General features: G+C 70.5%; 13 protein-coding genes and 1 riboswitch. Of the genes, 7 read left to right on the top strand and 6 right to left on the bottom strand.

Annotated features, from left to right (window positions below):
- Positions 1–204: 204 nt before the first annotated feature.
- Genes OHO83_RS25250 through otsB form a run of 3 tightly spaced genes read left to right on the top strand, consistent with a single transcriptional unit; the run spans position 205 to position 2,706 of the window.
- The gene (locus OHO83_RS25250) at positions 205–1,464 is read left to right on the top strand and encodes an ABC transporter substrate-binding protein (RefSeq protein WP_443066061.1); all 1,260 of its coding nucleotides are present in this window, start codon (positions 205–207) and stop codon (positions 1,462–1,464) included.
- A gap of 10 nt (positions 1,465–1,474) precedes the next feature.
- A complete protein-coding gene (locus OHO83_RS25255; RefSeq protein ID WP_389562231.1) occupies positions 1,475–1,801 on the top strand; it encodes a DUF3263 domain-containing protein in 327 nt (108 codons plus the stop codon).
- 47 nt (positions 1,802–1,848) lie between these two features.
- Positions 1,849–2,706, top strand: coding sequence for a trehalose-phosphatase (gene otsB / locus OHO83_RS25260; RefSeq protein WP_266671786.1), 858 nt, complete (start codon positions 1,849–1,851; stop codon positions 2,704–2,706).
- Between the two features lie 182 nt (positions 2,707–2,888).
- On the opposite strand, the gene OHO83_RS25265 is transcribed toward otsB, so the two are convergent.
- From OHO83_RS25265 to OHO83_RS25275, 3 genes are all read right to left on the bottom strand, one after another.
- Positions 2,889–4,298, bottom strand: coding sequence for an alpha,alpha-trehalose-phosphate synthase (UDP-forming) (locus tag OHO83_RS25265; protein ID WP_266671784.1), 1,410 nt, complete (start codon positions 4,296–4,298; stop codon positions 2,889–2,891).
- A 109-nt stretch (positions 4,299–4,407) separates the two neighbouring features.
- The gene (locus OHO83_RS25270; protein WP_266671782.1) at positions 4,408–5,286 is read right to left on the bottom strand and encodes a hypothetical protein; all 879 of its coding nucleotides are present in this window, start codon (positions 5,284–5,286) and stop codon (positions 4,408–4,410) included.
- Positions 5,287–5,322: 36 nt separating this feature from the next.
- A complete protein-coding gene (locus OHO83_RS25275; RefSeq protein WP_266671780.1) occupies positions 5,323–6,270 on the bottom strand; it encodes a glucosyl-3-phosphoglycerate synthase in 948 nt (315 codons plus the stop codon).
- Positions 6,271–6,450: 180 nt separating this feature from the next.
- Positions 6,451–6,582: riboswitch (SAM riboswitch) on the top strand.
- Between the two features lie 17 nt (positions 6,583–6,599).
- Between OHO83_RS25275 and thrC the strand changes: the two genes are divergently transcribed.
- The 4 genes from thrC to groL all read left to right on the top strand — a co-directional run bounded on the left by thrC (position 6,600) and on the right by groL (position 10,783).
- The gene (gene thrC, locus OHO83_RS25280) at positions 6,600–7,886 is read left to right on the top strand and encodes a threonine synthase (RefSeq protein ID WP_266671778.1); all 1,287 of its coding nucleotides are present in this window, start codon (positions 6,600–6,602) and stop codon (positions 7,884–7,886) included.
- 47 nt (positions 7,887–7,933) lie between these two features.
- Positions 7,934–8,209, top strand: coding sequence for a MoaD/ThiS family protein (locus OHO83_RS25285; protein ID WP_266671776.1), 276 nt, complete (start codon positions 7,934–7,936; stop codon positions 8,207–8,209).
- Between the two features lie 425 nt (positions 8,210–8,634).
- A complete protein-coding gene (locus OHO83_RS25290; RefSeq protein WP_005315736.1) occupies positions 8,635–8,838 on the top strand; it encodes a cold-shock protein in 204 nt (67 codons plus the stop codon).
- Positions 8,839–9,157: 319 nt separating this feature from the next.
- A complete protein-coding gene (groL, locus tag OHO83_RS25295; protein WP_116512355.1) occupies positions 9,158–10,783 on the top strand; it encodes a chaperonin GroEL in 1,626 nt (541 codons plus the stop codon).
- A gap of 72 nt (positions 10,784–10,855) precedes the next feature.
- On the opposite strand, the gene OHO83_RS25300 is transcribed toward groL, so the two are convergent.
- The 3 genes from OHO83_RS25300 to OHO83_RS25310 form a co-directional block, all read right to left on the bottom strand.
- Complete coding sequence (locus OHO83_RS25300) at positions 10,856–11,131, bottom strand: hypothetical protein (RefSeq protein ID WP_266671774.1); 276 nt, start codon at positions 11,129–11,131, stop codon at positions 10,856–10,858.
- A 53-nt stretch (positions 11,132–11,184) separates the two neighbouring features.
- Positions 11,185–11,724 (bottom strand): hypothetical protein, encoded by a 540-nt coding sequence (locus tag OHO83_RS25305; protein WP_266671772.1) that lies wholly within the window; start codon positions 11,722–11,724, stop codon positions 11,185–11,187.
- Positions 11,725–11,940: 216 nt separating this feature from the next.
- Complete coding sequence (locus tag OHO83_RS25310) at positions 11,941–13,467, bottom strand: PTS transporter subunit EIIC (RefSeq protein ID WP_266671770.1); 1,527 nt, start codon at positions 13,465–13,467, stop codon at positions 11,941–11,943.
- Between the last annotated feature and the right edge of the window lie 53 nt (positions 13,468–13,520).

Genomic DNA, 13,520 nt, shown 5'->3' on the forward strand with positions numbered 1-13,520 from the left:
ACAGTCTCGCGCCTCAACCCGCGAGAGGTCTAGTCCACTTGCACGGATCTTGCGTCGATGTGTACGGATGATGCGTTTCCGCTTCCCCGGCGAAGGCCCGTTGCGGGTGCGAAACCCGTGTGGTGTAGACCTTATGGCCGGGCCTCGTGAGCATTCCGGGCCCGAAATCCTGACGAGCGACATCAAGAGGGTGGGAAACCGGCTGTGCAGCGGCGCATGACAGGTCTGACGGCGGCGGTGGCCGCGCTCGGCATGGCGGCGACGCTGGCCGCCTGCGGGGGCCCGGGCTCCGACGACGTGACCCTGAAGCTGGTGGCCGCCGACTACGGCGACTCCCCGGCGAACAGCTCCCAGAAGTACTGGGACAAGCTGTCCGCCGCCTTCGAGAAGAAGAACCCCGGCATCAAGGTCGACGTCAGCGTCTACTCCTGGAACGACGTCGACGCCAAGGTCAAGAAGATGGTCGCGGACGGCCACGCGCCCGACATGGCGCAGATCGGCGCGTACTCCGACTATGCCGCGAGCGGCAAGCTCTACAGCGCGAACGACCTGCTCTCCATCCCCGTGCAGTCCGACTTCCTGCCGCAGCTCGCCGCCGCCGGTGAGGTCTCCCGCGTCCAGTACGGCATGCCCTTCGCGTCCTCCACGCGGCTGCTGTTCTATAACAAGACCCTCTTCGACAAGGCCGGCCTGACCCCGCCGCAGACCTGGGCCCAGCTCCAGGCCGACGCCAAGGCCCTCAAGGCGCGCGGCGTGAAGATCCCCTACGCGCTCCCGCTGGGCCGCGAGGAGGCGCAGGCCGAGACGATGATGTGGATGCTGAGCGGCGGCTCCGGGTACACCGACGACGTCGGCACCTACAGCATCGACTCCCCGCAGAACGTCAGGACCTTCGAGTGGCTGAAGGACGACCTGGTCGGCCAGGGCCTCACCGGCCCGACCCCGCCCGCCAAGCTCGACCGCGCACAGGCCTTCGCGGCCTTCACGCGCGGTGACGTCGGCATGCTCAACGGGCACCCGACGCTGATGCAGATGGCCGCCAAGAAGGGCGTCAGGTTCGGCACGGTGCCGATGCCCGGCATCCACGGCAGGGCCCGTTCGACCATGGGCGTCGCCGACTGGATGATGGCGTTCCGGCAGAACGGCCACAAGGACCAGGTCGGCAAGTTCCTCGACTTCGTCTACAGCGAGAAGAACGTCCTCGACTTCTCGCGCGAGTACGACCTCCTGCCGGTCACCAACTCCGCGTCGGACACGATGGCCGACAGGCGTGACCAGAAGCTCTCGCAGTTCCTCGGAGAGCTGCCGAACTCGCAGCTCTACCCCGTCGGCAAGATGTCCTGGGCCCAGGTCAGCGCCGGCGTCAAGCGCGAGATCGGCTCGGCCGTCGGCCCCAACGGCAACCCGGGCGCCACCCTCGGCCGCCTTCAGCGCTCGGCCGACGCGGCGGAGAACGCGGAGTAGCGTCGCTGCCGTGAGCGAACCGCCGTACGCAGAGACAGAGACAGAGCCGGGGACAGAGCCGGCGCCCGAGTCGGGGCCGGCGCCCGAGCCCGAGTCCGCCCGGGAGACGTCCGGCGCCCTGTCCCCCCGTGAGCAGGGCGTCCTCGCCCTGGAGCGGCGCGGGTGGGCGTCGGCCGGGGCCAAGGAGCGCGCCGTGCGCGAGGAGCTGGGGCTCGCCCCGGTGCGCTACTACCAGCTGCTCAACGCGCTCCTCGACGACCCGAGGGCCCTCGCCCACGACCCGGTCACCGTCAACCGGCTGCGCCGGGTACGGGACGCGCGCCGCGAGGAACGCTGACCCGCACGCCAGGAGTGCGGTCCGCCTCCCGCGGATAGGCTCGGCGCATGGGCAGCCCTCAGCAGCACGACCTGCCGTCGCCTGTGACCTCCGCCGGGCGTGACGGCCTCGACGTACTCCTCTCGGACCCCGCGCGGGCCGTGATCGCGCTCGACTTCGACGGCACGCTCGCGCCGATCGTGCCCGACCCCGAACAGGCCCGCGCCCACCCGGGCGCCGTCCGCGCGCTCGCCGCGCTGGCACCGCAGGTCGCGTCCGTCGCCGTGATCACCGGTCGCCCCGCCGGCGTCGCCGTACGCCACGGCGGCTTCGCGGGCATCCCGGGCCTCGAACACCTCGTGGTCCTCGGCCACTACGGCGCCGAGCGCTGGGACGCCGTCACCGGCACGGTCCACGCCCCCGCCCCGCACCCCGGCGTCGCGGCCGTCCGGGCCGAACTGCCCGGGGTCCTGGAGTCCGTGGGCGCCTGGCGCGGCACCTGGATCGAGGAGAAGGGCCGGGCCGTCGCCGTCCACACGCGCCGCGCGGCCGACCCGCAGGCGGCGTTCGAGGCGCTGCGCGCGCCCCTGTCCGACCTCGCGGCCCGGCACGGCCTGATCGTCGAGCCCGGCCGGCTCGTCCTGGAACTGCGGCCGCCCGGCATGGACAAGGGCGCCGCGCTCAGCGCCTATGTACGGGAAGTGGGCGCGACGTCGGTCCTGTACGGGGGCGACGACCTCGGCGACCTGTCCGCGTTCGCCGCCGTCGACGAGCTCCGCAAGGACGGGGTGCCGGGGCTGCTGGTGTGCAGCGGCAGCTCGGAGGTCACGGAGCTGGCGGAACGCGCTGACGTGGTGGTGGACGGACCGGAGGGAGTGGTGGGGCTGCTGTCGGGTCTGGCCGGCGCGATCAGCTCCCGGGCCTAGGGCCTGTCCGGCGGATCTTGTCGCGGGCGCGGGGTCTGGCACGCCGACCTGCGGCGTTGTCGTCGGTTGCCAACGCTCCGCGTTGTCGCCCTCCTCCGCCTTGCATCTCGACGCACCAGACCCCGCTCACCAGCACAGATCAGCGCAGGCCCCCGAGTGCGACCTGATCCGCCGGACAGACCCTAGCCCCGCGCCTGGGCCCGCAGCGCGTCGAGCTGGTCCAGGAACCACTGGGCGGGCGGCAGCGCGGTCGCCGCGGCCGCGAGCCGCTTCGTGCGTTCGGCGCGCTCCCCGTCGCCCATGAGCAGTGCGGTGTGCAGGGCTCCGGCCGTCGCCGACACGTCGTACGGGTTCACCACGAGCGCGTCGTCGCCCAGCTCCTCGTACGCCCCCGCCTCTCGCGACAGGACCAGCGCGCAGCCCTCGTCGGAGACGACCGGGACCTCCTTGGCGACGAGGTTCATGCCGTCCCTGATCGGGTTGACCAGCGCCACGTCGGCCAGCCGGTACGCGGCCAGGGAGCGGGCGAAGTCGTCCTTCACATGGAGTACGACCGGGATCCAACTCTCCGTACCGAAGCGGGAGTTGATCTCCCCGGCGACCCGGGACACCTCGTCGGTGTACTCCCGGTAGACCGCGAGGTCCTGCCGTGACGGGTACGCGAAGGCGACATGCACCACCCGCTCGCGCCACTCGGGGTGCTCATCGAGGAGGAGGCCGTACGCGTGCAGGCCGCGCACGATGTTCTTCGACAGCTCCGTGCGGTCCACGCGGACGATCACCTTGCGGTCCGGGCCGCCGATCTGCTCCCGCAGCGCGGCGAGCCGCTCCTCGACATCGGGGCGGCGCGAGCGCTCCCGCAGGAAGTCCGCGTCCGCGCCCAGGCCGTGCACCCCGATCTCGGTACCGAACGTGCCGCCCACCACGGCCTCGCAGCACGCCGTGAACGTGTCCGCCCAGCGCCGCGTCAGGAAGCCGAGCCGGTCCGCGCCCAGCATCCCGCGCAGCAGCTGCCCGGCGATGTCGTCCGGCAGCATCCGGAAGTAGTCGACCGGCGCCCACGGGGTGTGCGAGAAGTGCCCGATGCGCAGGTCGCCGCGCAGCTCCCGCAGCATCCCCGGCACGAGCGCCAGGTGGTAGTCCTGCACGACGACCGCGGCGCCCGGCCCGGCCTCCGCGGCCAGCGCCTCCGCGAACGCCCGGTTGTAGGCCTCGTACGACGCCCACTGCGCACGGAACCGTGGCCCGAAGACCGGCTCCAGGGGCGTCTGGTAGAGCATGTGGTGGACGAACCAGAGGACCGAGTTCGCGATGCCGTTGTACGCGTCGGCGTACACCTCGGGGTCGATGTCGAGCATCCGCACGCCGGGCTCGCCGACGCCGCGCCGCACCGCCTCGCGGTCGCCTTCGCCGAGGGCCGCGCACACCCACACCGCGCTCGCCCCGTCCGGGTCCTGTCCGATCGCGGAGAGCCCGGAGACGAGCCCGCCCCCGCCGCGCCGCGCGTCGAGCGTCCCGTCGGCCCCGAGCTCGTACGAGACCGGACCGCGGTTGGACGCGACGAGGATCTGTGCACCCTGCGTGGAAGCCATACGGGCAAAGTAGCCCGGCCCGTAAACGCTCAAACGTACGGCCGGACTCCGTGGGAGTCCGGCCGTATACGATCCGCCGTCCGCCTGCCGCGGCGGTTACCCGCGCGGGTCAGTACCGGCGGCTGCGCGCCGCCGCCACCGCGAGGACACCGAGCGTGCACAGGGCCGCCGCGAGACCGCCGTACAGAAAACGGTCCGAGTCACCGGTGTCGGCCAGCGCGCTGCCGTGCGCCTCCTGAGCCGGGGCCGGGCGGGCCTGCTCCCGCCTGGCGGTGATGACCGAGGTGCACGGGTCGCCCTCGCCGGGCCGGGCCTTCGGGCAGTTGGTGCGGGGCACGTCGGCCGTCACGGTGATCACGGTGGCCCGGCCCGCCGTGCAGGACGCCTTCACGCGCTGTGTGATGACGACCTCGCCGTGGGCCGCGACGTCACCCTTCCAGACGTACACGGCCCCCCGCTTCGTGACGCTCCCGGCGGAGGCGACCGGGGCCGAGCCCGCCGTCACGGGCCACTCGACGGCGACGCCGGTGCGCTTCCTGGCGGAGAAGTCGGCGATCGTGACGGTGTTCCCGGTCTCCGCGCACGGCGGCGCGGCGGGCCGCTCCGGCACGCTCGTGATGCGCAGGGCGGGCGGCGCCGGCGCGTACGTCACCTTCGCGCCGGGCGGGATCGTCACCCGGCCGGTGCTGGAGCCGTAACCGGCCGTCGTACCGGCCGTGTTGACGCGCTGCGTCACGAACGTGTCGTTGCGGCCGCCCCGGCCGCCGCCGGCCGCCGCGCAGCGCGCCGTCAGGCCGGCCGGCGCGGCCCGGCAGCCCATGACCGTGTTGCCGATGTAGCGCTTGGTGAACGGCGCGACCGCGTCCGCCGAGGCGGGGGCCGCGGCGCCGAGCGCCGTCAGTGCGGTGGCCGTGGCGACGAGCGCCCCGGCGGTGCGGGTGGCGGCTGCGCGCAGCCGTCGCTCACCCGAAACTTGTCTGAGCCACATAAAGGGCAATGTAGGCAAAACATACGATTGCCCCGGCTACGCCACGCGGCGCTCCGCGTACTCGGTGATTTCGGTCATCGGGGGGCGTTCCTCGGTGTCCACATCATGCGTGCGCGGCTCGAATCCCTGTTCCCCGCGCTCGAACTGGGTGAGCACCGGACGTACGAGGTGCCCGCGCGCGAGCCGCAGTTGCGCGGTGCGGTAGATCGCCGCGGCCATCCGCCCGAGCGCCTGCCCGTCCTGGTGCCGGTGCTTGCGCACGCCCACGTCGACCTGCCCGAGCGCGTCCAGGCCCACCGTGTGCAGCGCGTCGACGAGAAGACCGAGCTCGACTCCGTAACCGACGGGGAACGGCAGGCGCTCCAGGAGCGACCTGCGGGCCGCGTACTCGCCGCCGAGCGGCTGCACGAACCCCGCGAGCAGCGGCCAGTGCAGATTGAGGACGGGGCGCGCGACCAGCTCCGTGACCCGGCCCCCCTGGCCCGCGGCGGACCCGAGCGGGCGGTCGTACATCGCCTTCACGAAGTCCACGCCGGGATCCGTGAGCAGCGGGCCCACGATCCCCGAGACGAAGTCCGCGGAGAACTCCTTCAGGTCCGCGTCGACGAAGCAGACGATGTCGCCGCCCGTCACGAGCAGCGAGCGCCACAGCACCTCGCCCTTGCCGGGCAGGGCCGGGATCCTCGGCAGGATCGTGTCCCGGTGCACGACGCGCGCCCCGGCGGCCCGCGCGACCTCGGCCGTACGGTCCGTCGAGCCCGAGTCGATCACCACCAGCTCGTCGACCAGCGGCACCCGCTCCGTCATCAGGGCGCGCCGGATCTCGGCGACGATCTCGCCGACCGTCTCCTCCTCGTTCAGCGCGGGCAGTACCACGCTCACCGAGGTGCCCGAGGCACGCTTCGCGGCGATCAACTGAGGGAGCGGGCGGTCCGACACCGACCAGGAACGCCTGCTCAGCCAGCGCTCAACTTCTTCCAGCACGGTGCGCGGCTCCTCACTGTCTGAACTGTCTGATCACGAACTGTGATCCATCTCGCGGTTCGGACGACTATCTCAAGCGTCCAGGCCTTCGGTTACAGTCTTGAACAACGCCGGTGACCATCGCATGTCGGGGTCGCCGCCGCGCTTGAGTGATCAAGTGCCAGCTCAACAACCGAATAGCGCTCATCCAGAGGGACAGAGGGATACGGCCCGTTGAAGTCCCGGCAACCCTCCCGCCGACCTTGTCGAGGTCCAGGTGGGGAAGGTGCCAATTCCGTCTCGTGGCGAGATGCGCCGCGAGGAAGATGAGGAGAAAGGGCCTCGCCATCATGGCTGCGCAGACTGTCGCCACCACCACGTCCGTTGATCTCGGACCCGCCTCGGCGCTTTCCTGCCGCGAGTGCGGCACCAGCTTCCCGCTCGGACCGATCTTCGCCTGTGCCGAGTGTTTCGGGCCGCTCGAAGTCTCCTACGACCTGCCGGTCGGCGACCCCGAGTCGCTGCGCAAGGAGATCGAGGCCGGACCCGCCAACATCTGGCGCTACGCCCCTCTCCTGCCCGTCCCGGCCGACGTCGCCGAGAAGCCGAACCTGAACCCCGGCTGGACCAAGCTCGTCAAGGCCGACAACCTTGCCCGTGAACTCGGCGTCGAGCAGGGCAAGCTGTTCGTCAAGGACGACTCCGGCAACCCCACGCACTCCTTCAAGGACCGCGTCGTCGCCCAGGCCATCGAGGCCGCCCGCGCCTTCGGCTTCACCACCCTGTCCTGCTCCTCCACCGGCAACCTCGCCGGCGCCGTCGGCGCCGCCGCGGCCCGTGCCGGCTTCCGCTCCTGCGTGTTCATCCCGCACGACCTGGAGCAGGGCAAGGTCGTCATGGCCGCGGTCTACGGCGGCGAACTCGTCGGTATCGAGGGCAACTACGACGACGTCAACCGCTTCTGCTCCGAGCTCATCGGCGACCCGCTCGGCGAGGGCTGGGGCTTCGTCAACGTCAACCTGCGCCCGTACTACGGCGAGGGCTCCAAGACGCTCGCGTACGAGATCTGCGAGCAGCTCGGCTGGCGGCTCCCGGACCAGCTGGTCATCCCGATCGCGTCCGGCTCCCAGTTCACGAAGATCGACAAGGGCCTCCAGGAGCTGATCAAGCTCGGCCTCGTCGAGGACAAGCCGTACAAGCTCTTCGGCGCCCAGGCCGAGGGCTGCTCGCCGGTGTCCGTCGCCTACAAGGGCGGCCACGACGTCGTGCGGCCGCAGAAGCCGAACACGATCGCCAAGTCCCTGGCCATCGGCAACCCGGCCGACGGCCCGTACGTCCTCGACATCGCCCGCCGCACCGGCGGCGCCGTGGAGGACGTCGACGACGAGCAGGTCGTCGAGGCGATCAAGCTCCTCGCGCAGACCGAGGGCATCTTCGCGGAGACCGCGGGCGGTGTGACGGTCGGCGTGACGAAGAAGCTGATCGAGGCCGGCCTGATCGACCCGACGCTCACCACCGTCGTCCTCAACACCGGCGACGGCCTCAAGACCCTCGACGCGGTCGCCGAGACGTCCCAGGCGACCGCGACCATCCGCCCGAGCCTGGACGCGTTCCGGGACGCGGGCCTCGCCCACTGAAGACCCGCGCACTCCCGCGACACCCGCACGGAAAGGCTGCAGCCCCCATGAGCGTCAACGTCCGCATCCCCACCATCCTGCGCACCTACACCGGCGGCAAGGCCGAGGTCGCCGCCGAGGGCGGGACCCTCTCCGAGGTCATCGCCGACCTGGAGAAGAACCACACGGGCATCGCGGCCCGCGTCCTGGACGACCAGGGCAAGCTGCGCCGCTTCGTGAACGTGTACGTCAACGACGACGACGTGCGCTTCGAGCAGGGCCTGGAGACGGCGACGCCGGAAGGCGCGGGCGTCTCGATCATCCCGGCCGTCGCCGGCGGCTGATCGCCCGGCCTTGCAAGGCCACACAGAGTCACCTGAATTGCCCCCTCCGCGAGAGAAGCGGAGGGGGCAATTCTGCATGGTTGAGCGCGGTAGAGTTGGGAAGCGAGCTTCGCGCCTGTGCCGAGCGCATATATGAAGTCGGCCGCCGTCCGACAAGAAGCAGCCAAAGTGCCCCGCCCTTATCGGGTGTTCGTGGCATTTGTCGGGCCCGAGTTGCCCCGGAATCCAATGACTCCGCCGCTTATTACCGCTCTGCCGTGCCCAGAATTCTCGTCCGATTGACCTGTTGCAGAGGGCAGTTGGGCAGATACATTCAGCCGCGGTCGACGCGTTCCGGCGCACACCTCCAACCAATGGGGCGTGAGGTCTGACCCGGGTCCGCGAAGTGCGGGCCTGTGCAAGGGCCAGTAATAGGGGAGTTAGTCATGGCTCAGGGCACCGTCAAGTGGTTCAACGCGGAGAAGGGGTACGGCTTCATCGCGGTCGACGGTGGTGCGGATGTATTCGTCCACTACAGCGCCATCCAGATGGACGGATACCGCACCCTTGAAGAGGGTCAGCGAGTCGAATTCGAGATCTCGCAGGGCCAGAAGGGTCCGCAGGCGGACATGGTCAAGCTCGCCGTCTGATCTCGGCGCGATCGGCCACCGACACACTCACGCCGAGAGGCCCGCACCCCGCGAGGGGTGCGGGCCTCTCGTGCGTCTGCGCGCGACCCGCGCACACCGCCCGGGAGGGCCGCGCGTCTGCCGGAGGCGCTTGCACTCTCCTAGGCCGAGTGCTAATCATTGCGTTAGCACTCTGAAGGTGAGAGTGACAGAACTTGGATCGGGTCGGTGAGGCTCGCAGGCCGGGTGGGGCAAGGAACCACACGGCACGCAGGCCGTCCGTCGCGGGCACCAGCACGGTCCGTTTGCGTTTCCACCCCGTCCGGGAGGACCACTTCACATGGCCAAGATCATCGCGTTCGACGAGGAGGCACGGCGCGGCCTCGAGCGCGGCATGAACCAGCTCGCCGACGCCGTCAAGGTGACCCTGGGCCCCAAGGGTCGCAACGTCGTCCTCGAGAAGAAGTGGGGCGCCCCCACGATCACCAACGATGGTGTGTCCATCGCCAAGGAGATCGAGCTCGAGGACCCGTACGAGAAGATCGGCGCCGAGCTGGTCAAGGAGGTCGCGAAGAAGACGGACGACGTCGCCGGTGACGGCACGACGACCGCGACCGTCCTCGCTCAGGCGCTCGTCAAGGAAGGCCTGCGCAACGTCGCGGCCGGCGCCAACCCGATGGCCCTCAAGCGCGGCATCGAGAAGGCCGTCGAGGCCGTCTCCGCCGCCCTGCTCGAGCAGGCCAAGGATGTCGAGACCAAGGAGCAGATCGCTTCCACGGCCTCCATCTCCGCCGCCGACACCCAGATCGGCGAGCTCATCGCCGAGGCGATGGACAAGGTCGGCAAGGAAGGCGTCATCACCGTCGAGGAGTCGCAGACCTTCGGTCTCGAGCTTGAGCTCACCGAGGGCATGCGCTTCGACAAGGGCTACATCTCGGCGTACTTCGCCACCGACATGGAGCGTATGGAGGCGTCGCTCGACGACCCGTACATCCTCATCGTCAACTCCAAGATCGGCAACGTGAAGGACCTCCTTCCGCTGCTCGAGAAGGTCATGCAGTCCGGCAAGCCGCTGCTGATCATCGCCGAGGACGTCGAGGGCGAGGCCCTGTCGACCCTGGTCGTCAACAAGATCCGTGGCACCTTCAAGTCCGTCGCCGTCAAGGCCCCGGGCTTCGGTGACCGCCGCAAGGCCATGCTCGGCGACATCGCCATCCTCACCGGTGGCACCGTCATCTCCGAGGAGGTCGGCCTCAAGCTGGAGAACGCCGGTCTCGACCTGCTCGGCCGCGCCCGCAAGGTCGTCATCACCAAGGACGAGACGACGATCGTCGACGGCGCCGGTGACAGCGACCAGGTCCAGGGCCGCGTCAACCAGATCCGTGCCGAGATCGAGAACTCGGACAGCGACTACGACCGCGAGAAGCTGCAGGAGCGCCTGGCGAAGCTCGCCGGCGGTGTTGCGGTCATCAAGGCCGGTGCCGCGACCGAGGTCGAGCTCAAGGAGCGCAAGCACCGCATCGAGGACGCCGTTCGCAACGCGAAGGCGGCCGTCGAGGAGGGCATCGTCGCCGGTGGTGGCGTGGCCCTGCTCCAGGCCTCCGCGGTCTTCGAGAAGCTCGAGCTCGACGGTGACGAGGCGACCGGCGCCAACGCCGTGAAGCTCGCCCTCGAGGCCCCGCTCAAGCAGATCGCCGTCAACGGTGGTCTCGAGGGTGGCGTCGTCGTGGAGAAGGTCCGCAACCTTCCCATCGGCCACGGCCTGAACGCCGCGACCGGCGAGTACGTCGACATGATCGCCGAGGGCATCCTCGACCCGGCGAAGGTCACGCGTTCCGCGCTGCAGAACGCCGCGTCCATCGCCGCGCTGTTCCTCACCACCGAGGCCGTCATCGCCGACAAGCCGGAGAAGGCCGCCGCGGGCGGCGCTCCGGGCGGCATGCCGGGCGGTGACATGGACTTCTGATCCTGATGGATCGGTAAGTACATCTCTGTCGGCCCCCGGGACCACTTGGTCCCGGGGGCCGACGGCGTGTTGTCAGACCGCCTGCTCCTCGTATGTGCGCCATGCGTCGCGGCCGGCCTGCGCCGCGGTCTGCGCCTGGTGGAGCGCCCGGGAGGCGAGCTCGCCGGGTGACACCTCCCAGCTGCCGGTCCAGGTCCGGCCCGCGCGGACCAGTTCGAAGACGAGCAGGCCCACACCGGCCGTGGCGACCAGCATCCCGGCGCCGGTCAGCGCGGCACCGACGGTCAGCCGCTTCTGGTCGGGGCGGAACTCGGTCCAGGAAATCTTCGAGAACGTGCTCTCAGCCATGACTTCAGAATGCGGGACGGCTCGCGCGGGCGCATGTGGAGCGCCGGGCGCCGTCAGGGCGCCCCGGTGGTCTCTCCAGGGCAGCTCCCGTCGTCGACGGTGAAGTCCACGGCGTCGTAGCCCGTCGCCTTCGGCCGCTGCACCGCGTGGACGTGCAGGCAGAAGGCGGTATCGGTGCCGCGGGCCCTGACCGAGAAGTCGGCGTCCTCGGTGCCGCCGTACCAGATCGTGGATTCGGGCGGGTCGGAGGCGAGGGTGACGGTGAGGGCGTCCTGCGGGCCCTGCCCGTGCCGCGCGATGTCCTGCGTCAGGATGTCCGCGTAAAGGCCGGTGTCGGTGCCCGGGCCGGTTCTCTCCCGCGACAGCTGCGCCGTCGCGCCCGTCACCGCGGTCCGCAGGTCGTCACCGTCCCAGCCGCCCCGGAAGAGGTCCGGGTGGGACATCGCGTAGAGCCCGCCCGCCGCGAACAGCAGCGAGCCGACGATGAGGACGCGGCCGACGGGGTTGCGCGCGTTGTAGACGTAGCGGTTCGTGCCCCAGTTGCTCCGGACGAAGACGCGGTCGTCGTCCGGGTGTTCGCGGTCGTGGCTCATGGGGTCATTCTGGTCCCCGGCCTGTGGCCCGAATCCGCCTGAGGTCGCCGGGATCAGCCGTGGAGGGCCGATGGACGTGGTCCGACCCGGGGCCGGACCCGCCCTCGACGGGGAGACTGGCAGATCTCGGCCGGTCAGCCTCGGGCTCGGTGGCAATCGACGAGGGCCACGCCGGTACGTGACCGGGTGGCCCTCAGCAGTCGGTGGATGTCGGGGTCAGGCCGAGGCCGTCACCTTTGCCGGTGCCGGCCCGCTCGGGGCGAGAGGCTCGGACGAGCCGCCCGCGGCCGCTTCCTGGGTGTCCACGTTCAGGTCCACCAGCATCTGCTTGCTGAAGCCGAAGAAGTACGTCGCCACGAAGCCCACGATGTACCCGACCAGCAGGCCCGCGCCGTAGATCGCGACCGTCGTGCCGAGGCCCTTGTTGCCGTCGAGGAGGGGAAACAGGGCCCAGCCCGAAGGACCGATCGCCGTGGAACCGACCTTGTCGCCGATCATCGAGAAGAAGCCGACGAACGCGCCGCCCGCCGCGCCGCCCACGCACGCCGTGATGAAGGGGCGGCCGAGCGGGAGCGAGACGCCGTAGATCAGGGGTTCGCCGACGCCCAGGAAGCCTGCGGGGAGCGCGGACTTGATCGTCGTACGGATCGACTTGTTGTGCTTGAGGCGCTTGAACACCGCGATCGCACAGCCGACCTGGCCCGCGCCCGCCATCGCCAGGACGGGAAGCAGGACGGTGTAGCCCTGCTGCTCGATGAGCGTGGTGTGGATGGGGATGAGGGCCTGGTGCAGGCCCAGCATGACCAGGGGCAGGAACAGGCCGCCGAGGACCAGGCCCGCGAAGGCGCCCGTGTTGTCGAGGAGCCAGTTCGCCGCGGTGCCGATGCCCGTGGAGATCTCACCCGCCACGAACATGAGGCCGAAGATCGTGACCAGGCCGGAGACCAGGACCGTGAGGGTGGGCGTGACCAGCACGTCCACCGCCTCCGGGACCCACTTCCTGCACCACTTCTCGATGTACGTCGCGAGGACCGCGGCGCCCAGCGCGCCCAGCACGCCGCCCTGGCCGGGCGACAGCTTCTGGCCGAACGCCTCGATGTTCGCGACGCCCGCGTACACGATGATCGCCGCGACCGCGCCGCCCAGGATCGGCGTACCGCCGAACTCCTTCGCCGTGTTGTGGCCGACGAACACCGCGATCAGCGCCATGAAGCCGGAGGCGATGGCGGCGAGGGCGGGGGTGACGCCCGGCAGCCAGTGCAGGTTGATCAGCAGGCCGTTGATGCCGGCGATGATGCCGCAGCCGATCAGCGCCGGGATCAGCGGCACGAAGATGTTCGCGATCCGGCGCAGGAACAGCTTGAACGGCGTCGCGTTCTTCGCCTTGCGGGCGGCCCTCAGCTCGGCGCCCTGGGCGGCGAGTTCGTCCGCGGTGACCGCGTGCGGCTCGGGGGTGGCGGCGGGGGCCGCGGGTGCGGCGGCCTTCCCCTCCTCGACCAGGGTCTCGAACTCCGGGGTGACCCGGGCGACCTTTCCCGGTCCGAGGACGATCTGGTACGTCTCGTCGTCGACCACGCCCATGACGTCGGGGAGCGCCTTGAGCGCGTCCTCGTCGACGAGCGCGCGGTCGGCCAGGCCGAGACGGAGCCGGGTCATGCAGTGGGCTACGGACGTGATGTTCGATGCGCCGCCGACGAGAGGAAGGATCGCGGCGGCCGTGGCGCGGTTCTTTGAGTCAGCCATGGGTCGTGGTGCCTTGCTGTGCGTGGTGCGTGGGGGGTGGAGCGTTACGGGAC

Origin of the sequence: Streptomyces sp. NBC_00569, assembly GCF_036345255.1 — a bacterium.
Lineage (GTDB): Bacteria > Actinomycetota > Actinomycetes > Streptomycetales > Streptomycetaceae > Streptomyces.